Source organism: Serratia sp. X3, from assembly GCF_014982455.1.
Taxonomy (GTDB): Bacteria; Pseudomonadota; Gammaproteobacteria; order Enterobacterales; family Enterobacteriaceae; genus Serratia; species Serratia ureilytica.
Map to the genome: position 1 here is coordinate 156,411 of NZ_JADCNB010000007.1, position 26,471 is coordinate 182,881.

20 protein-coding genes are annotated in these 26,471 nt (G+C 61.9%); 4 read left to right on the forward strand and 16 right to left on the reverse strand.

Annotation, left to right across the window (positions count from 1 at the left end):
- Positions 1-6 precede the first annotated feature (6 nt).
- From IMX17_RS21470 to purL, 12 genes are all read right to left on the reverse strand, one after another.
- Positions 7-813 carry an ABC transporter permease gene (locus IMX17_RS21470; protein WP_004941378.1) on the reverse strand — a complete coding sequence of 269 codons (807 nt, stop codon included), beginning with the start codon at positions 811-813 and terminating at the stop codon, positions 7-9.
- Positions 803-1,747, reverse strand: a complete 945-nt coding sequence (locus IMX17_RS21475; protein ID WP_021504515.1) for an ABC transporter permease — start codon at positions 1,745-1,747, stop codon at positions 803-805. The genes IMX17_RS21470 and IMX17_RS21475 overlap by 11 nt, the downstream gene beginning before the upstream one ends.
- A gap of 1 nt (position 1,748) precedes the next feature.
- Positions 1,749-2,777, reverse strand: a complete 1,029-nt coding sequence (locus IMX17_RS21480) for an ABC transporter ATP-binding protein (RefSeq protein ID WP_015378790.1) — start codon at positions 2,775-2,777, stop codon at positions 1,749-1,751.
- Between the two features lie 53 nt (positions 2,778-2,830).
- Positions 2,831-3,985 (reverse strand): putative ABC transporter substrate-binding protein YdcS, encoded by a 1,155-nt coding sequence (gene ydcS / locus IMX17_RS21485; RefSeq protein ID WP_025303928.1) that lies wholly within the window; start codon positions 3,983-3,985, stop codon positions 2,831-2,833.
- A 73-nt stretch (positions 3,986-4,058) separates the two neighbouring features.
- Complete coding sequence (locus IMX17_RS21490) at positions 4,059-5,522, reverse strand: gamma-aminobutyraldehyde dehydrogenase (protein WP_193550210.1); 1,464 nt, start codon at positions 5,520-5,522, stop codon at positions 4,059-4,061.
- 115 nt (positions 5,523-5,637) lie between these two features.
- Positions 5,638-6,561 carry a LysR substrate-binding domain-containing protein gene (locus IMX17_RS21495; protein WP_015378793.1) on the reverse strand — a complete coding sequence of 308 codons (924 nt, stop codon included), beginning with the start codon at positions 6,559-6,561 and terminating at the stop codon, positions 5,638-5,640.
- Positions 6,562-6,778: 217 nt separating this feature from the next.
- A complete protein-coding gene (gene glnB / locus IMX17_RS21500) occupies positions 6,779-7,117 on the reverse strand; it encodes a nitrogen regulatory protein P-II (protein WP_004847623.1) in 339 nt (112 codons plus the stop codon).
- A gap of 12 nt (positions 7,118-7,129) precedes the next feature.
- Positions 7,130-8,752 carry an NAD+ synthase gene (locus IMX17_RS21505; protein WP_033644110.1) on the reverse strand — a complete coding sequence of 541 codons (1,623 nt, stop codon included), beginning with the start codon at positions 8,750-8,752 and terminating at the stop codon, positions 7,130-7,132.
- Positions 8,753-8,882: 130 nt separating this feature from the next.
- Positions 8,883-10,223 (reverse strand): two-component system response regulator GlrR, encoded by a 1,341-nt coding sequence (gene glrR / locus IMX17_RS21510; RefSeq protein WP_033644111.1) that lies wholly within the window; start codon positions 10,221-10,223, stop codon positions 8,883-8,885.
- On the reverse strand, positions 10,220-11,092 hold the full coding sequence (qseG, locus tag IMX17_RS21515; protein ID WP_052759931.1) for a two-component system QseEF-associated lipoprotein QseG: 873 nt from the start codon (positions 11,090-11,092) through the stop codon (positions 10,220-10,222). The genes glrR and qseG overlap by 4 nt, the downstream gene beginning before the upstream one ends.
- Before the next feature lie 3 nt (positions 11,093-11,095).
- Entirely contained in the window at positions 11,096-12,532 is a 1,437-nt protein-coding gene (locus tag IMX17_RS21520; protein ID WP_046897768.1) for a HAMP domain-containing sensor histidine kinase, read from the reverse strand.
- Positions 12,533-13,414: 882 nt separating this feature from the next.
- Entirely contained in the window at positions 13,415-17,308 is a 3,894-nt protein-coding gene (gene purL / locus IMX17_RS21525; RefSeq protein ID WP_193550228.1) for a phosphoribosylformylglycinamidine synthase, read from the reverse strand.
- 275 nt (positions 17,309-17,583) lie between these two features.
- Between purL and mltF the strand changes: the two genes are divergently transcribed.
- On the forward strand, positions 17,584-19,044 hold the full coding sequence (mltF, locus tag IMX17_RS21530; protein WP_004941352.1) for a membrane-bound lytic murein transglycosylase MltF: 1,461 nt from the start codon (positions 17,584-17,586) through the stop codon (positions 19,042-19,044).
- Here mltF and tadA read toward each other — a convergent pair whose 3' ends face one another.
- The gene (tadA, locus tag IMX17_RS21535; RefSeq protein ID WP_033644114.1) at positions 19,045-19,551 is read right to left on the reverse strand and encodes a tRNA adenosine(34) deaminase TadA; all 507 of its coding nucleotides are present in this window, start codon (positions 19,549-19,551) and stop codon (positions 19,045-19,047) included.
- 117 nt (positions 19,552-19,668) lie between these two features.
- Here tadA and IMX17_RS21540 point away from each other — a divergent pair, with 117 nt between their 5' ends.
- The gene (locus IMX17_RS21540) at positions 19,669-20,721 is read left to right on the forward strand and encodes a DUF2157 domain-containing protein (protein WP_193550211.1); all 1,053 of its coding nucleotides are present in this window, start codon (positions 19,669-19,671) and stop codon (positions 20,719-20,721) included.
- Positions 20,722-20,766: 45 nt separating this feature from the next.
- Here IMX17_RS21540 and yfhb read toward each other — a convergent pair whose 3' ends face one another.
- Genes yfhb through murQ form a run of 3 tightly spaced genes read right to left on the reverse strand, consistent with a single transcriptional unit; the run spans position 20,767 to position 23,700 of the window.
- Positions 20,767-21,423 (reverse strand): phosphatidylglycerophosphatase C, encoded by a 657-nt coding sequence (gene yfhb, locus IMX17_RS21545; protein WP_046897770.1) that lies wholly within the window; start codon positions 21,421-21,423, stop codon positions 20,767-20,769.
- Positions 21,424-21,426: 3 nt separating this feature from the next.
- Positions 21,427-22,788 (reverse strand): PTS transporter subunit EIIC, encoded by a 1,362-nt coding sequence (locus IMX17_RS21550; protein ID WP_033644117.1) that lies wholly within the window; start codon positions 22,786-22,788, stop codon positions 21,427-21,429.
- A gap of 18 nt (positions 22,789-22,806) precedes the next feature.
- Positions 22,807-23,700 carry an N-acetylmuramic acid 6-phosphate etherase gene (gene murQ / locus IMX17_RS21555; protein ID WP_193550212.1) on the reverse strand — a complete coding sequence of 298 codons (894 nt, stop codon included), beginning with the start codon at positions 23,698-23,700 and terminating at the stop codon, positions 22,807-22,809.
- Between the two features lie 167 nt (positions 23,701-23,867).
- Here murQ and IMX17_RS21560 point away from each other — a divergent pair, with 167 nt between their 5' ends.
- Together IMX17_RS21560 and IMX17_RS21565 are read left to right on the forward strand one after the other, a co-directional pair.
- A complete protein-coding gene (locus IMX17_RS21560) occupies positions 23,868-24,716 on the forward strand; it encodes a MurR/RpiR family transcriptional regulator (RefSeq protein WP_033644119.1) in 849 nt (282 codons plus the stop codon).
- 143 nt (positions 24,717-24,859) lie between these two features.
- Entirely contained in the window at positions 24,860-26,404 is a 1,545-nt protein-coding gene (locus IMX17_RS21565) for a phosphoethanolamine transferase (RefSeq protein WP_193550213.1), read from the forward strand.
- Positions 26,405-26,471: the final 67 nt, after the last annotated feature.

Sequence of the window (26,471 nt, forward strand, 5' to 3'; positions counted from 1 at the left end):
AGGAAATTATTTGCCGCTGCCGGCGACGCTTTCCCCACCTTTGGTCAGGTAGTAAGCGCCGAGGATCGGCAGCATGGTCAACAGCATCACCGACAGCGCCACCACGTTGGTGATCGGCACGTCGCGCGGGCGACCGAGCTGGTTCAGCAGCCACAGCGGCAGCGTGCGCTCGTGGCCGGCGGTAAAGGTGGTCACGATGATTTCATCGAACGACAGCGCGAACGCCAGCATGCCGCCGGCCAGCAGCGCCGAGCCGAGGTTCGGCAAGATCACGTAACGGAAGGTTTGCCAGCCGTCGGCGCCGAGATCCATCGAAGCCTCGATCAGGCTGTACGAGGTGCGGCGGAATCGGGCGATGACGTTGTTGAACACGATCACCACGCAGAACGTCGCATGGCCGACGACGATGGTCAGGATGCCGGGCTCGATGTTCAGCGCCTTGAACGCCGCCAGCAGCGCCAGGCCGGTGACGATCCCCGGCAGCGCGATCGGCAGCAGCAGCAGCAGCGAAATGCTGTCCTTGCCGAAGAAATCGCGCCGATACAGCGCCGCCGCCGCCAGGGTGCCGAGCACCAGCGCGATGGCGGTCGCCAGGCAGGCGATCTGCGCCGACAGCAGCACCGCATCGAGGATGTCCTGCCGCCCGGCGGCGACGTTGAACCAGTGCAGCGTAAAGCCCTTCGGCGGGAAGCTGAAGGCCGCGTCTTCGGTGTTGAAGGCATAGATGGCGATGATCGCCAACGGGAAATGCAGGAAGACAAGTCCGCCCCAGGCGGCCAGCTTCAGCCCTAAGGGCGCGCGTTCAGAGTGCATCGAAAGCCCCCAGACGTTTGACGATGGAAAGGTAGATGGCGATCAGGACGATCGGCACCAGCGTAAAGGCCGCGGCCATCGGCATATTGCCGATCGCGCCCTGCTGGGCGTAGACCATGCTGCCGATGAAATAACCCGGCGGCCCCACCAGCTGCGGCACGATGAAATCGCCCAGCGTCAGCGAAAAGGTGAAGATCGACCCGGCGGCGATGCCCGGCACCGCCAGCGGCAAAATGACGTGGCGGAAGGTCTGCGCCGGCCGGGCGCCCAGATCCGCCGAAGCATGCAGCAGCGAGGGCGGCAGGCGCTCCAGCGCCGCCTGGATCGGCAGGATCATGAACGGCAGCCAGATATAAACGAACACCAGAAAACGCCCCAGCCCCGAGGTCGACAGCGTGTTGCCGCCGACGCCGGGCACCGTCAGCAGCGAAGCCAACAGCGGCTCCAGCCCCAGGTGCTGCAGGAACCACTGCGCCACGCCGTCTTTCGCCAGCAGCAGGGTCCAGGCATAGGCTTTAACGATATAGCTGGCCCACATCGGCATCATCACCGCAATGTAAAAGAACGCCTTGACGCGGCCGCTGGTGTAACGCGCCATGTAATAGGCGATCGGGAACGCCAGTACCGCGCTGGCCAGCGACACCAGCACCGCCATGGTCAGCGTGCGCAGGATGATGTCGTAGTTGGCCGGGTTGAACAGCGCCGCCAGGTTGGCGAAGGTCAGATCCGGCGTCACCGCCATGGTGAAATCGTCGAAGGTGTAGAACCCCTGCCACAGCAGCGTCAGCAGCGAGCCGAGGTACACCGCGCCGAACCACAGCAGCGGCGGCACCAGCAGTAACAGCAGATACAGCGTCGGCCGGCGATAGAGCCAGGTCGACAGCGCGCGCACGCTACCGCCGCGCGCCGGGGGGGAATCGATGCTCATGTCCATCTCACCTCTCCTCCAGCAGCGGCACCATCGCCGCGCGCGGCCAGCAGGCGACGATCGGCTGGCCGATCTGCCGCTGTTGCCCTTCGGCGATCCACTGTGGATTGGCCTGGCTGACCAGCAGCTTTTCGCCGCCGTTCAGCGCGATCTCATAGCGCGTGGCCGCGCCCTGGTAGTGGATTTCCTGCAGCGTGCCCTGCACCTGGATTTCGTCCTGCGCCGCGCCGCCTTGCTCCAGCAGGCGAATATGCTCCGGCCGGATCGAGAAGGTTCGGCTTTCGCCGAGCAGGCGCTGCGCCAGCTCGCTGCGCACCACGTTGGAGGTGCCGACGAACTCGGCGACGAACGGCGTCTTCGGCCGCATGTAAAGCTCGCGCGGCGTATCCACCTGCTCGATGCGGCCGTTATTGAATACCGCCACCCGATCGGACATCGACAGCGCTTCGCTTTGATCGTGGGTGACGAAGATAAAGGTGATGCCCAGCTGGCGCTGCAGCTTCTTCAGCTCGCCCTGCATCTGCTCGCGCAGCTTGAGATCCAGCGCGCCGAGCGGTTCGTCCAGCAGCAGCACCCGTGGCCGATTGACCAGCGCGCGCGCCAGCGCCACGCGCTGCCGCTGGCCGCCCGACAGGTGCGCCGGCTTGCGTTCGGCGACGAAACCGAGCGCCACGCTCTCCAGCGCCTCTTGCGCCCGCGCCAGCCGCTCGCGTTTGGCGACGCCCTTCACCATCAGGCCGTAGGCGACGTTTTCCAGCACCGACATGTGCGGAAACAGCGCGTAATCCTGAAACACGGTATTCACGTCGCGCTGATACGGCGGCAGGTTGGCGGCTTCCTGGCCGTGAATGCGAATCGAGCCGGAAGTGAGCTGTTCAAAGCCGGCGATCAGGCGCAGGCAGGTGGTTTTGCCCGAGCCGGACGGCCCGAGCATGGAGAAGAATTCCCCGTCCTGAATGTCGATGGATACCCGATCCACGGCGCGAACATCGCCGAAAGTCCGCGAAACATCGATGAATTGCACGGCAATGGTCATTTTCTGTGCTCCATTCTGATGTAATTCGGGCGCAGCGGGCTGCGCCCCGCGGCTTAGCGGCCGCCCATGATGGCGATGTAATCCTGGGTCCAGCGGCTGTACGGCACGAACTTGCCGCCCTGCGCCTGAGGCGTTTTCCAGAAGGCGATTTTGTCAAACTGGTTGAAACCGTTGGTTTCGCAGCCCTTCTCACCCAGCAGCGCGCTGGCCTTGCAGCCCGCCGGCGAAGCCGGCACCGATCCGAACCAGGCCGCCACGTCACCCTGCACCTTCGGCTCCAGCGACCAGTTCATCCACTGGTAGGCGCAGCTCGGGTGTTTGGCGTCGCTGTGCAACATGGTGGTATCCGCCCAGCCGGTCACGCCCTCTTTCGGGAACACGGTGGCGATCGGCTGCCCCTCGCCCTTCAGGGCGTTGGCCTGATACGGCCAGGCGCTGGAAGCCACCACGCCTTCGTTTTTAAAGTCGCTCATCTGCACCGAGGTATCGTGCCAGTAGCGGTGGATCAGCGCGTGCTGGCTGCGCAGCAGCTTCAGCGCCGCCTGATACTGCTCTTCGTTGAGCTGGTAAGGATCGCTGATGCCGAGCTGCGGCTGGGTGGCCTTCAGGAACAGCGCCGCGTCGGCGATGTAGATCGGGCCGTCGTAAGCCTGCACCCGGCCCTGGTTGCTCTTGCCGTCCGGCAGGTTCTGCTGCTGGAAGATCACCGCCCAGCTGTCCGGCGGCGTCGGGAAGGTTTTGGTGTTGTACATCAGCAGGTTCGGCCCCCACTGGTACGGCGTGCCGTAGGTTTTGCCGTCCACGGTGTACCAGGCGCCGTTCAGCAAGCGCGGGTCGATGTTCTTCCAGTTCGGGATCAGCGCGGTGTTGATCGGCTGCACCCGCTTGCCGAAGATCAGGCGCAGCGAGGCGTCGCCGGAGGCGGTCACCAGATCGTAGCCGCCTTTGGCCATCAGGCTGACCATTTCATCGGAGGTGGCGGCGGTCTTCACGTTCACCGCGCAGCCGGTTTGCTTCTCAAACTGGGTGACCCAGTCGTAGTTTTTGTCGGACTGGCCGCGTTCGATGTAGCCGGGCCAGGCGATGATGTCCAGCCGGCCTTCGCCTTTGCCCAGCGACTGCGGCAGATCGGCCGCCTGAGCCAGGCCGCACAGCACGGTGAGACAGAGCGCGGAGACGGTGGTGGTGACTGCGGTAGTTTTTCTCATCGTAATTACCCCTGTGTTGCGTATCTGTGTGCGGCAGGGAACGGCTGCCGCCCGATTTTGCTTTATGGAACCGCTAGAAGCTGGCTTTGAACTTCGCCATTACGTGCCTGACAACGCTGTAATCCTGCAGCGAATCGCTGGACAGATCCTTGCCGTAGCCGGAGCGTTTCAGGCCGCCGTGCGGCATTTCGCTCGCCAAGGTGAAATGGGTGTTGATCCAGGTGCTGCCGTACTGCAAATGGGCGGCGATGTGCAGCGCCCGATCGATATTTTGCGTCCACACCGACGAAGCCAGCCCATATTCCGAGTCGTTGGCCCACTCGACCGCCTGCGCCAGATGCTCGAAGCGCGTGACGCTGACCACCGGGCCAAACACCTCGCGCTGCACGATCTCGTCGCTTTGCAGGCAGCCCGCCAGCAGGGTCGGCTGATAGTAGAATCCCGGCCCGGAGTGCGCCGCGGCGCCGGTGATCAATTCGATATGCGGTTGGCTGAGCGCGCGCTCGACAAAGCTGGCGACGCGATCGCGCTGGCGGCTGCTTATCAGCGGGCCGATCTCGTTGTCCTGATCGCGCTTGCGGGCAAAGCGCAGGCTGGCGACCGCCTCGCCCAGCGCGTCCACCAGTTTGGGATAGATGCCGGCCTGCGCGTAGATGCGGCAGGCGGCGGTGCAGTCCTGGCCGGCGTTGTAATAGCCATAGGTGCGAATGCCGTTGACCACTTCGTCGAGATCGGCGTCGTCGCAGACGATCACCGGCGCTTTGCCCCCCAGCTCCAGATGAGTGCGCTTGACGCTTTTGGCCGCCGCCTGGAGAATTTTTTGCCCGGTGACGATATCGCCGGTGACCGACACCAGCCGCACCTGCGGGTGCCCCACCAGCTGGCTGCCGACCCCTTCCCCGCCGCCGTAGACGATGTTCAGCACGCCCGGCGGCAGGATCTCCTGCAGCGCCGGCACCAGCGCCAGAATAGTCAGCGGCGTGTGCTCGGACGGTTTGAATACCACGGTATTGCCCGCCGCCAACGCCGGCGCGATCTTCCACGCCGCCATCATCAGCGGATAGTTCCAGGGGGCGATCGAGGCGACTACGCCGATCGGATCGCGACGGATCATCGAGGTGTGGCCCGGCACATACTCACCGGCCAGTTGCCCTTGTTGAGCGCGCACCGCGCCGGCGAAGAAGCGGAACACGTCGACCGCCGCCGGCAGATCGTCATTGAGCGCCTGATGCAGCGGTTTGCCGCAGTTGAGGGCCTCCAGCTGCGCCAGCTGCGGCGCCTGCCGCTCGATGGCATCGGCGATGCGCAGCAACAGCGTGGCGCGCTGGGCCGGCGTGGTGCGCGACCAGTGGCTGAACGCCTGCTGCGCGGCTTTTACCGCGCTGCCGACCTGCGCCGAAGAGGCTTCGGTCAGGGCGATCAGCGTCTCGCCGTTGGCCGGATTGACGATGCATTCCTGCTGGCCTTCGCCGTCGATAAGCTGACCGTTAATGAACTGCTGACAGGACAAACCTGAGAGAACCTGCACATCCGCCATCGCCTGACGCCCCTAAGTGACAAAAACGTTAACCAAATGTGAATAAGTTAGTTTTAATCAGCCTAAGCGAGCCTCTGGCGGGCAACAAATTCTAAATACTGAACGCCGCGTTCGATTAAATCGAATGCTTAAGCCCGGCGGCGTGTTTGCTGCCGTTCTCGCGCGCGATGGTGAGGAACGGCGTCACCAGCTCTGGCCGCGCGCTGCCGCGCCGCCATGCCAGCCCGATATCCAGCGGTTCCAGCAGATCGTCCAGCTTGCGCGCCTCGATCATGTTGCCCTCCAGCGACCAGGCGCGGTACGCCATGTCCGGCTGGATGGAGACTCCCATCCCCGCCGCCACCAGGCTGCGCACCGCCTCGGTCGAGGCGGTCTTCATGGCGATCTCCGGCTTCAGCCCGGCGCGCGCCCAGATGCGCCGCGCGTGCACGTCCATTTCATCGGCGTTGAGCTGGATCAGCGGCTGTTTGGCCACGTCCGCCAGGCTGATGCTCTCGTGCTCCAGCAGCGGGTGCAGCGGCGGCAGCCACAGGCGGTACGGCGAGTGCATCAGCACCTCGGTCTGCAGCGCGTCTCGGTCCTCGATGTTCGACAAGATCAGCACGCCGATGTCGATCTCGCCGCTGACCAGCAGATGCTCGATGTACGGGCGTTCGTCTTCAACCACCTGCACGGTGACATTGGGATAAGCCGATTTAAAGCGCGTGAGCAGTTCCACCAGGAAGTAGCCGGCCACCAGGCTGGTGACGCCGATGGTCAGCTTGCCGGTCAGGCTTTCTGTGCCGATCTGCAGGCTGCGCTTGGCGTTGTCCACCGTCGCCAGGATCAGATACGACTGGCGCAAAAACTGGTGCCCCTGATGGGTCAGCGTCATGCCCTTGGCGTGGCGATCGAACAGCCGCACGCCGATCTCGGTTTCCAGCTGCTGGATAGCGAGCGTCAGCGAAGACTGGGAGACAAACACCGCCTGGGCGCCGGCGGAGATCGACCCGGTTTCCGCCACGGCGATGAAGTGGCGAATTTGGCGTAACGTCATCATGGGGAATGATTCCTCAAGCAAAAACATTGCGTTGAGTGTAGACGCCGGCCGTGAAGCGATCGGGAAAAGTATCAAAAACGCGATAGCGTTCGCTTTTTTAGAATGCCGACAGGCAAAAATGAGGAGAACAATGAGGCGAAGAAGTGCGATGTGCGGGGGACAGAAATGACAAGGGCGCAGCAAGCTGCGCCCTGATGGCCGAGGACCCTTGTGAGGATCAGATCGCTTCTTCGTCCTGCTCGCCGGTACGGATGCGCACCACGCGCGCCACGTCGAAGACGAAGATCTTGCCGTCGCCGATCTTGCCGGTCTGCGCCGTCTGCATGATGGTTTCTACGCAGGTGTCGACGATGTCGTCGGCAACCACGATCTCTATCTTCACCTTCGGCAGAAAGTCGACCATGTACTCGGCGCCGCGGTACAGCTCGGTGTGGCCCTTCTGGCGGCCGAAGCCTTTGACTTCGGTGACCGTCATGCCGGTGATGCCCACTTCGGCCAGCGCTTCGCGGACGTCATCCAGTTTGAACGGCTTGATAATCGCGTCGATCTTTTTCATCTTCTTTCCTTATTACCAATTTTTGCGGCCAAAACCGGATGTGATGGGATAACGGCGGTCTTTGCCGAAGTTACGGGCGGTGATGCGCGGCCCGACGGCGGCCTGACGCCGCTTGTATTCGTTGATGTCCACCAGGCGGATCACCTTGCGCACGATCGCTTCATCGAAGCCTTCGGCCACCAGATCGGCGACCGACTTGTCGCGCTCAACGTAGCCTTCCAGGATCGCATCCAGGATATCGTACGGCGGCAGGCTGTCCTGATCGACCTGATCCGGCGCCAGCTCGGCGGACGGCGGACGATCGATTACCCGCTGCGGGATCACGTAGGAGACGGTGTTGCGGTATTCGGACAGCTTGAACACCAGCGTTTTCGGTACGTCCTTCAGCACGTCGAAACCGCCGGCCATATCGCCGTACAGCGTGGCGTAACCGACCGCCATTTCGCTCTTGTTGCCGGTGGTCAGCACGATGCTGCGGCGTTTGTTGGACAGCGCCATCAGCACCACCCCGCGGCAACGCGCCTGCAGGTTCTCTTCGGTGGTGTCGCGCTCGGTGCCGGCGAACATCGGCGACAGCTGGCCCATAAAGGCATCGAACATCGGCTCGATGGACACGATATCGAACTCCACGCCGAGGATTTCCGCCTCTTCCTTGGCGTCGGCGATGCTGATGTCCGCGGTATAGCGGAACGGCATCATCAGCGCCTGCACCTTGTCTTTACCTAACGCATCCACGGCGATCGCCAGCGTCAGCGCCGAGTCGATGCCGCCGGACAGCCCCAGCACCGCGCCTTTGAAACCGTTCTTGGTCACGTAGTCGCGCACCGCCAGCACCAGCGCCTGATACACCTGCGCCAGCTGCGGCAGTTCGGCGGCCGGATCGGCCATCGGCACCACGTCCAGCTCGTTGAATTCCAGGCGAGTGACCTGCTCGTCGAAGGCCGCCAGACGGTGGGTCATGGTGCCGGCGGCGTCGAAGACCTTGGAGCAGCCGTCGAAGATCAGCTCATCCTGGCCGCCGACCTGGTTGAGGTACACCAGCGGCAGCTGGGTGCGCTGGCAGTGGCCAGCCATCAGCGTTTTGCGGATATACGGTTTTTCGCGGTTATACGGCGAGGCGTTGATCGACAGGATAATCTCCGCACCGGCGGCCTTGGCGGCGTCGATCGGCTCCGGGAACCACAGATCTTCGCAAATCAGCAGCCCAAGACGGTAGCCTTTCAGTTCCACCACGCAGGTGTCGTTGCCGGCGTGGAAATAGCGCTTCTCATCGAACACGCCGTAGTTCGGCAACTGCTGTTTGAAGTAGCGGGTCAGCAGGCGGCCTTCGGCAAACAGCGACAGCGCGTTGTACAGTTTGTCGCCTTCGCGCCACGGGTGGCCGACCAGGATCGCCGTCTCGGCTGAAGCCTGCTGCAGGCGCAGCAGCTGCGCATCACAGCGCTGATAGAAATCATTGCGGTACAGCAGGTCTTCCGGCGGGTAGCCGGACAGCGCCAGTTCGGTGAACATGACCAGATCGGCTCCCGCCTTCTGCTGCTCCTGCACGATTTGCAACATGCGTTCGGTGTTGCCTTCAATGTCGCCGACCAGCAGGTTCAGCTGGGCCAGGGCGATGGAAAGTGATCTGCTCATTTGTGTACGATCCCGCTTAATACGTTCCATGGTGCTCTACGCCGGGGCGCGCCGCGGCAAAGAGAACGGAGTGTAAATCATTCCGCCGGATTTGTTGAGAACCTGCGTGGCAGGCACCGGCGGAAATCTGTCATTCTTTGAAATCGTTGGCGTCCAGCTCGTGGCGCGACAGCAATTTGTAAAACTCGGTGCGGTTGCGGCCCGCCATGCGCGCGGCCTGGGTTACGTTGCCCTTGGTGATCTGCAGCAGTTTGCGCAGATAGTGCAACTCAAACTGGTTGCGCGCTTCGGCGAAAGTCGGCAGCGCGGTGTTTTCCCCTTCCAGCGCCTGTTCCACCAGCGCTTCGCTGATCACCGGCGCCGAGGTCAGCGCCACGCACTGCTCGATGACGTTGACCAACTGACGCACGTTGCCCGGCCAGCTGGCGGTCATCAGCCGCTTCATGGCGTCGGTCGAGAAGCTGCGCACGAACGGCTTGTGCCGCTGAGCCGCTTCGCGCAACAGGTGATTGGCCAGCAGCGGAATGTCTTCGGCGCGCTCGTTGAGCGCCGGGATCTTCAGGTTTACCACGTTGAGGCGGTAGTAAAGGTCTTCGCGGAACTCGTTCTTCGCCATCGCCTTTTGCAGATCGCGGTGGGTGGCGGAGATGATGCGCACGTCGATGTCCAGATCGCGGTTGCTGCCCAGCGGCCGCACCTTGCGCTCCTGCAGCACGCGCAGCAGTTTCACCTGCAGCGACAGCGGCATGTCGCCGATCTCGTCGAGGAACAGCGTGCCGCCCGCCGCCGCCTGGAACAGCCCTTCGCGGCTGCTGACCGCGCCGGTGAAGGCGCCCTTGGCGTGGCCGAACAGTTCGGATTCCAGCAGTTGCTCCGGCAACGCGCCGCAGTTGATGGCGATGAACGCCTTGCCGGCGCGCGGGCTGGCGGCGTGGATCGCCTGCGCCAACACCTCTTTACCGGTGCCGCTCTGGCCGTTGATCAATACGCTGACGTCGGACTGGGCCACCATTTTCACCTGCTCCAGCAGGCGCAGCATCAACGGGCTGCGGGTGACGATGTCTTCGCGCCAGGCGTCGTCACCCGCGGGGGAGGCCGACAGCGACAGCGCCTCGTCGATGGCCTTATAGAGCGCATCGCGATCCACCGGCTTGGTGAGGAAGCTGAACACCCCCTGCTGGGTGGCGGCCACCGCATCGGGAATCGAACCGTGCGCGGTAAGAATGATCACCGGCATGCCCGGCTGATGCTTTTGGATTTCGGCGAACAGCGCCATGCCGTCCATCTCATCCATGCGCAGATCGCTGATCACCAGATCGATCTGTTCGCGCGCCAACAGGCGCAGCGCTTCCTGGCCGCTTTCGGCGGTGGTGACGTGAAAACCTTCGCTGGTCAGGCGCATGCCCAGCAGCTTCAGCAGGCTGGGATCGTCGTCAACCAATAACAGGTTGGCCGGTTTGCGAGCGGTCATTGCGCGTGGGACTCCTTATTGGCGGGATGCGGCGTATAGGTGTCTTCCGGTTCAACCGGCAGCGCGGTGCCTTTTTCCGGTTCGTCCTGCGTTTCAGCGCCTTTGGCGGCCGCGCCGCTTTTACCGGCGGCTTCGCCCTTCTGCTGGCCCGCGCCGTTTTCCGGGATTTCCCCTTGCAGCTGCTTGCGCGATGAGAGCTGGCGCTCGATATCGGTCAGGTTTTCCAGCTTGCGTGAGGTGTCCTGCAGCTGCGACTGCAGGCGCGCCTGATTCTGGCGCAGCGAATCGATCTGGCTGTCGCTGCTCTCCTGCAGATGCTGATAGCGCGCTTTCTCATCGAACAACGTGATCTGCAGCATCTGCTGCTGGCGCCACAGCTGCGTCAACGGACGCAGCGAACCGGGGAACTCCATCCGGTAACTGTTGATCCTGTCGAGCATCTGGCGGCGTTCACCGGAGGTCGGCTGTGCGCTCCCCAGCAGGATGCTCTGTTTGAAAACGCCGGACCAGCTATCGCCCGGCACCGTTTTCGCCAGCGCACGCGCCTGGGTCGAGCCGATGCGATCGGCGCAGTCCATCGCGCGCAGCCAGTAGAGCGCGTTATCCAGCGCGTCCTTCTCGTCCAATTGCCACAGGGTATCGCAAGCCGCGGTGCGGTAATCGATCACCTTGGTATCCGGGATCGCCTCTTGCTGCTGAGCGCTCAATCCGCCGCTGACGGCGCGATCGACGCAGCCCGCCAGCAACAGCGGCATAAAGAAAACGGCGCCCAGCCAGCTGATCGGGCGTTTGCCGAGCGGCGCTCTGTGCGTGGCACGCGGTGAACGTTCGGTCTGTGAAAGACGAAGGCGTTTAGACCATGTGTACATTATTTATTCATTCTCGGCGGTTAACGGCAGTTCAATGCGGAAGCAGACGTCTGCACCGGCGACCGTCGCCAGTTGCAGCTCACCGCGCATGCGACGGATACAGTCCTGAGCGATGCTCAACCCCAGTCCGCTTCCTTTTACCGCCCCTTTTCGCTGGTGACTACCCTGGAAAAAAGGCTCGAAAATCATGGCTCTTTCAGCCTCGGGGATCGGCGTGCCGGTATTGGCGACGTCGATTTGCACCCGTTGTCCAACCTGACGGCTGCGGATCCAAATGTTACCGGATTCCTTGCCGTAGTGCACCGCATTGGAGTAGAGATTATCCAGCACGCGCATTAATAGCGTAGGCTCTGCCCAGCAGATTTCCGCTTCCAGTGCGATTTCGGTGGAAATCATCTTCGCCCGCGCCGGTAAACTGTGCGCGGCGACCACCAAATCGACCATCTCGCGCAGCTCGACGTTCTCGTGCTCCGCCGGGCCATCGGCCAGTTTGCGGTTGTAATCCAGCAGTTGTTCAATCAGCTGCTGCAGGTGGCGGCTGCTGTTGTCGAGGATCGCCACCACCTCTTTCTGGTCGGAAGTCAGCGGCCCCGCCACCTCGTCGGCCAGCAGTTCGGTGCCTTCGCGCATGCTGGCCAACGGCGTTTTCAATTCGTGCGAGATATGGCGCAGGAACTCGTGGCGCTGCGACTCCAGCCACGCCAGCCGTTCGCTCAGCCAGATGATGCGCTGCGCCAGCGAACGCAGCTCGCGCGGCCCTTTGAACGATGCGGTGCTGCCCAACGCACGCCCTTCCCCCAGGCGATTGATCATCCGCTCCACGGCCTTGACCGGCCCGATGATCATGCGGGTGAACAGCACCACCAGCAGCACGCTGACCAGGAACAGCAGCAGCGCCTGCCAGCCGAAGAACTGGCCGCGCTCGGCGATGGCCTGCTGCAGCTGCTGGCCGCGCGAGAACACCACCGCGCGCGTGGCCTGCACCATTTCGGCATTGGAGCGCGAGAACGACTCGAGCAAAGCGGAGGCTTCTTGATCAGGCCCGCTGTTATGGCACTTGATCGCCGCCAGCTGGGTCAGCAACTGACGCAACGTTTGGTAGTAGCGCTCGTCCGGCAAGATCGGCGCGTGGGCGTCCAGCATCTGCGAATACTGCTTGCGCTGATTTTGGTACAGCTTCTGCAGCGTGGGCTCAACCAGCACGCAGTACTGACGATAGCTGCGCTCCATCTCCAGCGCCACGCTGGTCATCGCCTCGCTGCGCCGCGCGTCCACCAGCGTGGTGCGGTTGATGTCCGCCGCCTGCGCGCTCAGGTGATCCAGACTCTGGTAGGCCTGATAGGCCAGCACCAACAGCGGCAGCAGCACCAACAGGAACGCCAGCAGCACCAATTGCCGCAGCGAACGTGGGAATAAACGCCATTTTTTCAACGAAATCATCTCATTCTCTCAGGCCTGTCACGATGCTAACTGACTCGCCGGAAAGAGAAAAGCCCGGCAAGGGAGAATCCTGAACGCAAAAGGAAAAAGCCGCGGGATCGGTGAAACGTGCGCAGAAGCGCACCGACGACACGCGGCAGCAATACGGTAAACGGGAACGAAAGCGATACGGTTTGGACAACGTCTGTGTTCGCGGGCATAGGCAACGAAACAGGAGTAAGCGCAGCGTTGAGAATTGACGCCGGGGCAATAAGCTTGCCCCGCCGCAAGGAAAGTGTGGATGCCCTTGAACCTCGTCCCCAGGGTGATGTAGCGCAGCGGCTGGCATCGAACAGGACGAATAGCATCCGTAAGTATCCAGGATTGATGAACCCTTCATCACAGTTGGATACAGGCGGTGCCTCACTCCACGTGTCGCCCGATGCTTGATAAAGCCGCTTGCGCGGTCTGTTATCGGTTTGGTTGGACGATAGGCACCATTTCTTTGGCATCATTCGGAGGCTTATGAGGCGATGTGCCGTTTAATTACGGCGCCGTCATAAAAAGGTGAATGAGCAACCGCAGAGAATAATGCACGTTACGTGCCAACTTTGCAAACAAATTAACAACCAATTGATTTTAATAAAAAATAAATAAAATCCTGTAGTTTGATTCACCGATTCCGCGCCGGCCAGTGATGAAATAAACGCCGCTCTGTCGCCAAACGCCGACAACTAAAGTCAAACCTGTTTACCGATAATAAAATCAATGGGTTAAATGTCTCCATTTAGCGACAAGCAAACCAGCGCTTGTCGCAAAATGCAGACACTGCCGCCAGTCGGCGAACGCCGACCATAAAAAAGGGCGCAATTGCTTGCGCCCTCTGTACGGTGGTGGCCGTTTTTAGCCCAGCTGCTTACGGGCGTTGCGGAACATGCGCATCCACGGGCTGTCCTCGCCCCACTCTTCCGGGTGCCAGGAGTTGCTGACCGTGCGGAACACGCGTTCCGGGTGCGGCATCATCACCGTGGCACGTCCGTTGGCGCTGGTCACGGCGGTAATGCCGTTCGGCGAACCGTTCGGGTTAGCCGGGTAAGCTTCCGTCACCTGACCGGCGTTGTTGACGAAACGCAGCGCCACCAAACCGTGGCTTTCCAGCGCCGCCAGATGCGCCGCATCGCGCACTTCGACATGCCCTTCGCCATGGGAAACGGCGATCGGCATGCGCGAGCCGGTCATGCCCTGCATGAACAGCGACGGGCTGGCCGCCACTTCCACCAGGCTGAAGCGCGCCTCGAAGCGATCCGACAGGTTGCGCACGAAGCGCGGCCAGTGTTCGGCGCCCGGGATCAGCTCACGCAGGTTGGACATCATCTGGCAGCCGTTGCACACGCCCAGCGCCAGCGTCTGCGGACGGTGGAAGAACGCCTCGAACTCGTCGCGCACCCGCTCGTTGAACAGGATAGACTTCGCCCAGCCTTCGCCGGCGCCCAGAACGTCGCCGTAGGAGAAGCCGCCGCAGGCCACCAGCGTGTGGAAGTCCTGCAGATCGCGGCGCCCGGCCAGCAGATCGCTCATGTGCACGTCCACGGCGTCAAAGCCGGCGCGGTGGAACGCCGCCGCCATTTCAACGTGGGAGTTCACCCCCTGCTCGCGCAGCACCGCCACTTTCGGGCGAGCGCCCTTGGCGATGTACGGCGCGGCGATGTCTTCCTCGGGGGCGAAGGTCAGCTTCACGTTCAGGCCGGGATCTTGTTCATCCTGCTTGGCCTGATGTTCCTGATCGGCGCACGCCGGGTTGTCGCGCAGACGCTGCATCTGCCAGGTCGTTTCCGCCCACCAGATGCGCAGGGTATTGCGGCTTTCGCTGTACAACGCTTTGCCGTGCTGATTGATGACGAAACGATCGCCGGCCTGTACGCTGCCGATGTGATGCACGTTGTCGGTCAGACCGTGCTGCGCGAACGCCCGCTTCACGTCGTCGAGACGTTCGGCGCTCACCTGGATCACCGCGCCCAGCTCTTCGTTGAACAGCACCGCCAGCGCATCGTCGTCGAGGCCATCGAGGTTAACCTCTACGCCGCAGTGACCGGCGAAGGCCATCTCCGCCAGCGTCACCAGCAGGCCGCCGTCAGCGCGGTCGTGATAAGCCAGCAGCGCGCGATCGGCCACCAGCTGCTGCATGGCGTTGAAGAAGCCCGCCAGCTGCGCGACATCGCGCACATCGGCCGGTTTGTCGCCCAGTTGGCGATAAACCTGCGCCAGCGCGGTAGCACCCAGTGCGTTATGGCCGTTGCCCAGGTCGATCAACAGCAGCGCGCTGTCGCCCTTATCGGTGCGCAATTGCGGCGTCACGGTGTGGCGCACGTCTTCCACGCGGGCGAAGGCGGTGATGACCAGCGACAGCGGCGAGGTCATTTCACGCTGTTCATTGCCCTCCTGCCAGCGGGTTTTCATCGACATGGAGTCTTTGCCCACCGGAATGGTGATGCCCAGCGCCGGGCACAGCTCTTCGCCCACCGCTTTCACCGCTTCGTACAGGCCGGCGTCTTCACCCGGGTGGCCCGCGGCGGCCATCCAGTTGGCGGACAGCTTCACGCGCTTCAGGCTGCCGATTTCCGTGGCGGCCAGGTTGGTCAGCGCTTCCCCGACCGCCAGGCGGCCGGAGGCGGCGAAGTCCAGCAGCGCCACCGGCGCGCGTTCGCCGAGCGACATCGCTTCGCCATAATAGCTGTCCAGACTGGCGGTGGTGACCGCGCAGTCGGCCACCGGGATCTGCCACGGGCCGACCATTTGGTCGCGCGCCACCATGCCGGTAACGGTGCGGTCGCCGATGGTGATCAGGAAGGTTTTCTCCGCCACGGCCGGCAGATGCAGCACGCGCTTCACCGCGTCGGCCAGCGTGATGTTCTCACGCTGTACCGCCTGGCCCTGCGCCTGCAGACGGGTCACGTCGCGGGTCATCTTCGGCGTCTTGCCGAGCAGCACGTCCAGCGGCATGTCGATCGGCTGATTGTCGAAGTGACGATCGTTCAACGTCAGATGTTGCTCTTCGGTCGCTTCGCCGATCACCGCGTAAGGCGCGCGCTCGCGGCGGCAGATCTCGTCGAACTGCGCCATCTGCGCCGGGGCGATCGCCATCACGTAACGTTCCTGCGATTCGTTGCACCATACTTCCAGCGGGCTCATGCCCGGCTCGTCGTTGAGGATGTCGCGCAGTTCGAAACGGCCGCCGCGGCCGCCGTCGCTCACCAGCTCCGGCATCGCGTTGGACAGGCCGCCGGCGCCGACGTCATGGATAAACAGGATCGGGTTCTGGTCGCCCAGCTGCCAGCAGCGGTCGATCACTTCCTGACAGCGGCGTTCCATTTCCGGGTTGTCGCGCTGCACCGACGCGAAGTCCAGATCGGCATCGGACTGGCCGGACGCCATCGATGACGCCGCGCCGCCGCCCAGACCGATATTCATCGCCGGGCCGCCCAGCACCACCAGCTTGGCGCCGACGGTGATTTCCCCTTTCTGCACGTGATCGGCGCGGATGTTGCCGATGCCGCCCGCCAGCATGATAGGTTTGTGGTAGCCGCGCAGCTCGACGCCGTTATGGCTGTTGACACGCTCTTCATAGGTGCGGAAGTAGCCCAGCAGCGCCGGGCGACCGAATTCGTTGTTGAACGCCGCGCCGCCCAGCGGGCCTTCGGTCATGATGTCCAGCGCGGTGACGATGCGCTCCGGTTTGCCGAAGTCCTGCTCCCACGGCTGTTCAAAGCCGGGAATCCGCAGGTTGGATACCGAGAACCCCACCAGGCCGGCCTTCGGCTTGGCGCCGCGGCCGGTGGCGCCTTCGTCGCGGATCTCGCCGCCGGAGCCGGTCGCGGCGCCCGGCCACGGCGAGATCGCCGTCGGGTGGTTGTGGGTTTCCACCTTCATCAGGATGTGCGCGTCTTCCTGATGGTAATCGTACGTGCCGTTCTCCGGCGCGGCGAAGAAGCGGCCGACCTGCGAGCCTTCCATCACCGCGGCGTTGTCTTTATACGCCGACAGCACATAGTCCGGCGTCTGCTCATAGGTGTTCTTGATCATTTTGAACAGCGACTTGGGCTGCTGTTCGCCGTCGATGATCCAGTCGGCGTTGAAAATCTTGTGGCGGCAGTGCTCAGAGTTGGCCTGCGCAAACATATAGAGTTCGATATCCGTCGGGTTGCGCCCCAAACCGGTAAAGGCATTCAGCAGGTAGTCGATCTCGTCCTGCGCCAGCGCCAGGCCGAGCCGGACGTTGGCCTGCTCCAGCGCGGCGCGCCCTGCGCCCAGCACGTCGACCGACTGATACGGCGCCGGCTGATGGTGCGCGAACAGCTGTTCAGCCTGTTGCAGCTCGCTGAAGACGGTTTCCATCATGCGATCGTGCAGCAGCGCAGCGAGCTGGTGCCACTGGGCTTCCGTCAGCTCAGGCGCCTTGACGTAGAACGCCAGACCGCGCTCCAGCCGCAGCACCTGTTGCAAACCGCAGTTGTGGGCGATGTCGGTGGCTTTGGAAGACCAGGGGGAAATGGTGCCCGGACGCGGCGTGACCAGCAGCAGCCGGCCTGCGGGGGCGTGTTCGGCGAGAGAAGGACCGTACTTGAGCAAGCGCTGAAGTTTGGCGTGTTCTTCGGCACTTAGCGGTGCGCTAACATCGGCAAAGTGGACGTACTCGGCGTAGATATCACTGACGGGCAGGTGGGCGTCCTGGCAGCGGGACAGCAGTTTGGTAATGCGAAAAGCCGATAAAGCGGGCGAACCACGCAGAATTTCCATAATCAAAGTTCTCTCGTCTTCGAAGCGACGGATAAGACGCTTCATTGGGCGCAACAGGGGAAAACGCGCGTCATTATAGAGAATCCTCGCCGCCGACGAAACCGTTTGCGTAGGGATTATTGATAAAAGCGCGCCGCACCGTCGAATTGTCATAACGTGTCAATAAAGTTGCACACTGGCGTTTTGTTGCGCAAAATGCCCCCCGCACTGGTGATTTAACCATGAGAAAAGTCGCGGTTGTCGTCGCCGGCGTACCTGTGCCATCACTGGATAACTATTTGAAACGTCTTAAAATAAACTACATCCTCATCGGCGTTGTCACTCTGCTTCTGGCTCTCGCGCTGTGGCCCAATATCACCTGGCGCAGCGGCCAGGGCGGGCAACTCCAGGAGATCATTTCCCGCGGCGAGTTGCGTATCAGCACGCTGAATTCACCGCTGACCTATTTCAACACCAAGCAAGGGCCGGGTGGGCTCGACTACGAACTGGCCAAGCGCTTCGCCAACTACCTCGGGGTAAAACTGGTGGTGATCCCCCATCAGAACATCAATGACCTGTTCGACGATCTGGACGACGACGACGCCGACCTGCTGGCGGCGGGCCTTATTTACAACCAGGAGCGCCTCAGCCGCGCGCGCACCGGCCCCGCCTACTACTCCGTTTCCCAACAGCTGGTGTACCGGCTGGGCACCCCGCGGCCGAAAAGTTTCGCCGACATCAAAGGCAAGCTGGCGGTCGCCTCCGGTTCCGCGCACGTCAGCACGCTAAAGCAGCTCAAACAGGATAAATACCCGGATCTCGCCTGGGAGTCCTCCAGCGATCTCACCTCCAAAGAACTGCTGGAGCGGGTTGCCGACGGCAAGCTGGACTATACCCTCGGCGATTCGGTGACCATCGCGCTGCTGCAGCGCATCCATCCACAGCTGGCGGTGGCGTTCGACGTCACCGACGAAGAGCCGGTCACCTGGTACCTCAAACGCGACGGCGACGACAGCCTGTACGCGGCGATGCTGGATTTCTACAGCCAGATGGTGGACGACGGCACCCTGGCGCGGCTGGAAGAGAAATACCTCGGCCACGTCGGCAGCTTCGACTACGTGGATACCAAAACCTTCCTGTCGGCCATCGACTCGGTGCTGCCCAACTTCCGCCCGCTGTTCGAGAAACACGCCAACGAGATCGACTGGAAGCTGCTGGCGGCCATCGCCTATCAGGAATCGCACTGGAATCCGCAGGCCACCTCCCCCACCGGCGTGCGCGGCCTGATGATGCTGACCCGCGCCACCGCCGACGGTCTGGGGGTCAACGATCGCCTCGATCCGGAAGAGAGCATTCAGGGCGGCGCCCTGTACCTGCAGCGGCTGATGGCCAAGGTGCCGGACAGCGTGCCGGAAGACGAGCGCATCTGGTTCTCGCTGGCGGCCTACAACATGGGCTGGGGCCATATGCTGGACGCGCGCAAGCTGACCAAAACGCAAAAAGGCAACCCGGACAGCTGGGTCGACGTCAAACAGCGTCTGCCGATGCTCAGCCAAAAGCGCTACTACCCGCAGCTGACCTATGGCTATGCGCGCGGGCGTGAAGCCTACAATTATGTAGAAAACATCCGCCGCTACCAGGTCAGCCTGGTGGGTTATCTGCAGGAAAAAGAGAGAAAGGCGGCGCAAGCGGCCGCCGAGCAGGAAGCGTTGGGAAAAGGCTATCCGACGGTGATGCCGGAACTGGCGCTCAACTACTGATTATTCCGGCTTATCCGCCGCCCGCTGCGCCAGCTTGAGCGCTTTTTTCTGTTCGCGGCGCAGGCGGAAGAAATTGCTCAGGGTGGCGGCGCATTCGTCCGCCAGCACGCCCGAGACGATCTCCACCTGATGATTCATGCCCGGATGGCGCAAAATGTCCACCAGCGAACCGGCCGCGCCGGTTTTCTCGTCGGCGGCGCCGTACACCAGCCGGCGGATGCGGCTGTGCACCATCGCGCCGGCGCACATCACGCAGGGTTCCAGCGTGACGTACAGCGTGGCGTTCAACAAGCGGTAGTTTTGCAGCACCGCGCCGCCCTGGCGCAGCGCCATGATCTCGGCGTGCGCAGTAGGATCGTGCCGGCCGATCGGCCGGTTCCAGCCCTCGCCGATGACCTGATTGTCCAGCACCAGCAGCGCACCCACCGGCACCTCGCCCTCTTCCTGCGCGCGCAGGGCCAGCTGCAATGCCTGACGCATCCAGTACTCATCGTTATATTCAGTCATCGCATAATTCCTCGTGCGCTTTTGCGGCGGGCATTATACACACTAGCCTCCCTTTGTCGTAGCCGCGCGCCAATGGCTATACTGGCCTCATCAGCGTGTGATTCAGGGACAAGAAACATGAAACTCAGTAAAAAGAACGCCGTCGTGGTGCGCAAGGCGCTGGACGGCTGGGTTGGGGAAGGCGCCTTGACCCCCGAGCAACAACAGCAACTGCTGCTGCATGTGGACGTGCAGCCTTTCGACTGGCGACGGCTGGCGCGCTATGCGTTTCTCGCCGCGCTGGCCTCGTTGCTGATCGCCGTCACCAGCCTGTTCGCCGACAGCGCACTGCTTGAATGGCTGAGCGAACTGTTCCGCTTCGACGCGCCGGTGCGCATGGCGATCGCCGGCGTACTGGCGGCGCTGGCCTACGTTTGGGCGCTGCGTCGTCGTCAACGCCATCCGGAAAAACGCTACGGCAATGAGGCGGCGCTGTTTGTCGCCGTGTTGCTCACCGCCTGCGCCTTATGGCAACTGGGCGTCTGGCTGGATAACGGCAGCGGGCGGGTTTCCGTGCTGCTGCTGGTCGCCGCGCTGCTGTACGGCGCGATCGGCTGGTTCAGCCGCTCCGGGCTGGTATGGTGGTTCGCCCTGCTGTCGCTCGGCAATGCCTTCGGCGCCGAGACCGGCTACCTGTCCGGCTGGGGCGCCTACTGGCTCGGCATGAGCTACCCGATTCGCTTTATCGCCTTCGGCGGGGTGCTGATCGCCGCCGCATTGCTGCTGCGGCCGCTCTTGGCGCAGCGCGGCCTGCAGCGGGTGTCACTGGCGATGGGCCTGCTGTACCTGTTCATCGCGCTGTGGCTGCTGTCCATCTTCGGCAACTACGGCGATCTCGACAGCTGGTACCGCGCGCGCCAGATTGAGCTGTTCCACTGGAGCCTGCTGTTCGGGCTGGCCGCCCTCGCCGCCATCTGGCTGGGGTTGAAGCATGACGACGCCATGCTGCGCGGTTTCGGGCTGACCTTCCTCGGCATCAACCTCTATACCCGCCTGTTCGAGTTTTTCTGGGACAGCATGCCGAAGACAATTTTCTTCGCGCTGCTCGGCCTGAGCCTGTGGGCGTTGGGGCATTATGCGGAGAAGATTTGGCAGCTCGGGCGCAAACCACACGACGTGATCGACGACTGATCGCGGCAGCGATAACCGCAAAGGGCGGAATTCTCCGCCCTTTGTTTATTCCAGCTGCTGCAGCTCGCCCTGCTTGCTCACCCGCCAACGGTGCTCGCAAAAAAACAGCAGCGGGTTATCCTGCTTGCTGTCGCTGTAACCGCTGTACAGCTTCAGCGGCGCGCCGAGCCGTTGCTCCAGCTGCACCACTTTTTGCACGCCCAGACAGCGCAAGGTCAGCACCCAGCCGCCATAGCGACGCGCGATGCGGCTGCCGACCAACCGCACCCGCGGCAGAAACGCCGAATCCCGATACACCTGCGCCACCAGTTGCTCCGGCGAGCCGGTAATCAGCCACACCTCGGCATCGTGCTCATCCAGATACTGCCGCAAGCGCATTTGCACCACCGGAAACGCAGTGACCTTCTGGCGGAAAACCTCAATGAACTGCCGCTCCAGCGCCTTCAGCGTCGCTTCGGTACGCCCGAAGGTGATAGCCCACAGCAACAGGCTCATCGGCCAGCGCGCGGCGCGCCCCAGCAGCAACAGCGCCAGACCAATCAATGGCAACAGCGGTATCACTAGCAGCAGATTCAGCGGTAAACGGCGCAGCAGGAAACGCAAGAAACTGCCGAACATATCTTCCTGATGCAGAGTGCCGTCCAGATCGAAAAAGACCACGCGGCGCCCTGCTGCGGCCGACGGTTGCTGCTTGTCGTTCAAACGCTACTCCTCGGGATCGTTGAACCCCATCATCCAGGTGAAGAGAAAACCGGCGATAATCGTAATCAGCATCCCCGCCAGATACAACATCACCTTACCTGAGACGATGGTCAACGCCAAAGGCAGCCCCGAAATGCCAAAGGTAATCACCGTCGCCACTTTCCAGTAGCTGATCAGCGCGCCGCCTACCGCACCGCCGAGGCAGGCGCCGATAAACGGCCGGCCCAGCGGCAGCGTCACCCCGAAGATCAGCGGCTCGCCGATGCCGAGAATGCCGACCGGCAACGCCCCTTTGATCACCTTCTTCAGCCGCGCGTTGCGGGTTTTCAACAGCACCGCCAGCGCCGCCCCCACCTGACCGACGCCGGCCATCGCCAGGATCGGCAACAGCGGGTTGGAACCGTGCGCCTGCACCAGCTCGACGTGGATCGGCACCAGCCCCTGGTGCAAGCCGGACAGCACCAGCGGCAGGAACAGCCCGGAGAGCAGCGCCCCGACAAGCAGCCCGCCCTTGTCGATCGCCAAATTGGCGCCGTGGGCGATGGCATCGGAAATGGCGCCGCCGATCGGCTGCAGGATCAGGATCGCCAACGAGGCGGTCACCAGCGTGGTCAGCAGCGGATTGAGGATCAGTTCGACCGACTCCGGCAGTAGCGTGCGCAGGCGTTTCTCCACCCAGCACATCAACGCCACCACCAGCAGCACGGCGATCACCCCGCCGCGCCCCGGCTGCAGCGCCTCGCCGAACAGGGTGATCTGCGCCAGCGCCGGACTGGAAAGAATGCCGGCCATCACGCCGCCCATCGCCTGTGAGCCGCCGAATACCCGCGCGGCGTTCACCCCGACCAGAATGTTCATGATGGCGAACACCGCGCTGCCGAAGATCGCCAGCAGCCCCAGCGCGTTCGGGTAGTCCAACGCCAACTGTCCGGCGATGTCGGGCCGCTTCAGCAGGTTGATGATGCCGGTGATCAGCCCCGAGGCGATAAACGCCGGGATCAGCGGAATAAAAACGTCGGCCAGCTTTTTCAGCGCGCCGCTCATCGGCGCAGCGTATTTTTGCTTGGCCTGCGCCTTGGTGCGGGCAGCGTCACCAACGGCGGGCTGCGCGCTGCCGCTCAGCAAGGCGCGCATGGCGTCCACCACCTTGGCGGCGGCGCCCGGGCCGACGATAAACTGATGCTGTTCACCCTGCTTGATATAGCCCTTCACCCCCGGCAGCTGCTTGAGGGCCGCCAGATCCAGACGCTGTTCGTCGCTGACCTCGACGCGCACCCGCGTCATGCAGTTCTCCAGTTTGAGGATATTGCCCTCGCCCCCCACGCCCGCCAGGATCTGTGTTGCCAATGCCGTTGTCTTGTCCATCGCCGCCCCCACCGTGAATTAACGCGCCAACGCCGCGCGCAGGTAGCCGTCGTGCCGCTGCAGCCGCTGCTGCGCCTCATCGGCGCTGACGCCGGCTAAAATCATCAGGATCGCCGGTTTGACCTCAAAGCCGGTCTGCGCCAGCGCCGCTTCCGCCTGAGCGCGTTCGGCGCCGGTGGCTTCCACCACGATGCGGCAGGCGCGATCCACCAGTTTAAAGTTGGTGGCCTTCACGTCCACCATCAGGTTCTGGTAGACCTTGCCCAGCTTGACCATCGCGCCGGTCGACAGCATGTTGAGCACCAGCTTCTGCGCGGTGCCGGATTTCAGGCGCGTCGAACCGGTCAGGGCTTCCGGCCCCACCACCGGCGAGATCGCCACCTGCGCTTCGTGCGCGATCGGCGAATCCGGGTTGCAGGAGATGGCCGCCGTCGGGCAACCCAGCCCGCGCGCATAGCGCAGCGCGCCGATCACGTAGGGCGTGCGCCCGGAGGCCGCCAGCCCCACTACCATATCGACGGCGGTGAGATTCAGCGCCCGGAGATCGGCTTCGCCCAGGGCTGCGTCATCTTCCGCCCCTTCCACCGCTTTGAGCAGCGCGCCCGGTCCGCCGGCGATCAGCCCCACCACCACACCGTGTGGCACGCCGAAAGTCGGCAGGCACTCGGAGGCATCCAGCACGCCCAGGCGGCCGCTGGTGCCGGCGCCCAAATAAATCAGCCGCCCGCCGACCTTCAGCGCCGCCGCCGCCAGGTCGACCGCCTGCGCGATCGCCGGCAGCACCTTTTCAATCGCCTCCGGCACCTTGCGATCTTCCTGGTTAAAGCAGCGGACCATGTCCAGCGTCGACATCTCATCCAGCCCCATGGTGGCCGGGTTGCGGGTTTCCGATACCAGTGCGCCTAAGTTCATCTGTTCACCTTTGAATTTTTAATTCACAAAATTAAATCAATACTTGAATATTTTATTCAACAAAGCGAGCGTTATTTGCTATTTTAACGACGAGCTCACAAAAATTTTCACCGCGCGTTTTCGCCGCCTGCATGGCAAAATGACCGCTGGTTTCCTGGGAAAGATCAATGAGTACCCTTCTGCGCATTCGCCAGATGTATCCAACACTGGCGCAAAACGACCGCAAGCTGGCGGATTTTTTGCTGAACAACGCCGAACAGGCGCGCCATCTCAGCTCGCAAAAGCTGGCTCAGTTGGCCGGCGTTAGCCAGTCGAGCGTGGTGAAGTTCGCCCAAAAGCTGGGCTATAAAGGTTTCCCGGCGCTGAAGCTGGCGCTGAGCGAGACGCTGGCCCAGCCGCAGGCCGAACCGGTAGTGACCGTTCATAACCACATTCTCAGCAGCGACACGCTGAAAACCGTCGGTGAAAAGCTGTTGGCGGAAAAGCAGGCGGCGCTGCGCGCGACGCTGGACATCAACAGCGAAGAACGGCTGCATCAGGCGCTGGACATGCTGCGCCAGGCGCGCCGGGTGATGCTGATCGGCATCGGCGCCTCCGGGCTGGTGGCCAAGGATTTTTCCTTCAAGCTGCTGAAAATCGGGGTGATGGCGGTGGCCGAAGCGGATATGCACGTTCAACTGGCGGCGGTGCAGGCGCTGGACAAACGCGATCTGCTGGTGGCGATCTCCTTCAGCGGCGAGCGGCGTGAAATCAATCTGGCGGCGGAAGAAGCGCGCCAGGCCGGCGCCAGGGTGCTGGCGCTGACCAGCTTCTCGCCCAACGGCCTGCAGCAACGCGCCGATCACTGCCTCTATACCATCGCCGAAGAGCCCCGCACCCGCAGCGCGGCCATCTCTTCCAGCACCGCCCAGTACGCTCTCACCGACCTGCTGTTTATGGCGCTGATCCAGCACGACCTCGATCATGCCCGCGACCGTATCAGGCACAGCGAGCAATTAATGAAAAAATTGGTTTGAGGCGTATAATGGCGGCCGATAAAAAGCCGCCAGTTCAATTATTTCCCTTCTCTGCATTCGAAAAATAATGTGCAGGCGGTTATTTAATCAATTATCGAACGATAGTTGAGCTTGCATGGACAGCATTATTTGGCGATATCATTATGAATACACACTCAGTAATTTTAGATAAGTTACGGCATTCCGTCGCTCATCCTCTTCTTCGTGCCAGTTTGTTTTATATCGTTACGGCATTGATATTAATCAAAGCCATGGGATACAGCGGTGGAAAAGGCATTGATATTCTTTTTATTGCACTTATTTTACTATTATTATCTATTCATTCGCTTACTCGATACGGCCTGATTATTCCGTTTATTCTGCTGTGCGCGCTGTATGCGCCGGTCGGGGCTATTTACGGCACCCCTTCCGCTACCGTGATGTCAGCCCTGTTGCAAACCAACCTGATAGAAGCGACGGAGTTCTTGCAGACCCTGCCTGCCCGTTGCTATCTGCTGCCTGCCGCCATTCTGGTTATGCTGGCCATTCTCGGCCTATTTATTTGGCGGCAAGCCATTTCAAAACAAACAATACTTCCCTTGCTAGCCCTGCTGGCGATTATCATTATCGCCAGAGCCTTCAATGGCGGCGTGGCGAACCTTAAACTGCCTGACTTCTTTTTATCCATTTACTCGGCTTACCATCAATACCAACAGCAGGTTGATGAATTAAGTGCCGGTGCTTCAGCGCCGAATACCTGGTCAGTAACCGCAGGCGTGCCAACGGATGAAAACTATGTCATTATCGTCGGCGAAAGTATGCGCAGGGATCATATGTCCTTATTTGATTATCCGGTGTCCACTACGCCGTTTCTGGATAATGCCAAAGGACGGTTTTACAGCAATTATATTTCTACCGCGCCAAATACCTTCGAATCGCTCCCTCGCACGCTGGCTTTAAGCAACGGCCACAACATTGCCATCGGAGATAATATCATCACCCTGGCAAAAGCCGCCGGCCTCAACACCCACTGGCTGTCCAATCAGGGCATGTTCGGACAATTCGATACGCCGGTGTCAAAAATCGCGATGTTCAGCGATAGTCATTATTTCCTGAAGAAAGGCGACTTCCAATCGCGCAACACCGATGATGATGCGCTGCTGCCGATATTTGACCAATTATTGCGGCGCCAGGGGCAAGGCAACCTGTATGTGCTGCATCTGATGGGCTCACACGCCGACTTTTGCGAGCGGCTTAATGATGAACCACCAAGCATCGAGTCGCCGAATCAGGAACTGGCCTGCTATCTCTCCACCTATCGCAAGACCGACCGTTTCATCGAACAGGTTTATCAAAGTCTGAAACATAACGGTGCGCCGTTTAAACTGTTCTATTTCTCCGATCACGGCCTTTCCCATAAGGATATCGGCGGCGGGCGTTCTTTGCGCCACAGCGGCGATACCCGGCAGAATTACCAGGTGCCGTTACTGGTGCTGACCGATCGTGATCGGCAACATCAGGTTATTGATGCCCCCTTGAGCGCTTTCGATTTTATCGGGCTGTTTGCTCAAGAAGCAGGAATACGAATCGCCTATCCGAAAGTGATGCCCACCATGCATATGGTGGATGCAGACAAACGCTGGGTGTTTGACGGGCAGAGAATGGTTGATTTCGATCAGTTGGCTGACGACCCGCCTGAGTTACCCTAAGCGGTAAGATGACGAAAAAACGCCCGTTGCACGGTGATTCTATGATAGATTGCGCGCCAGCCCGAGC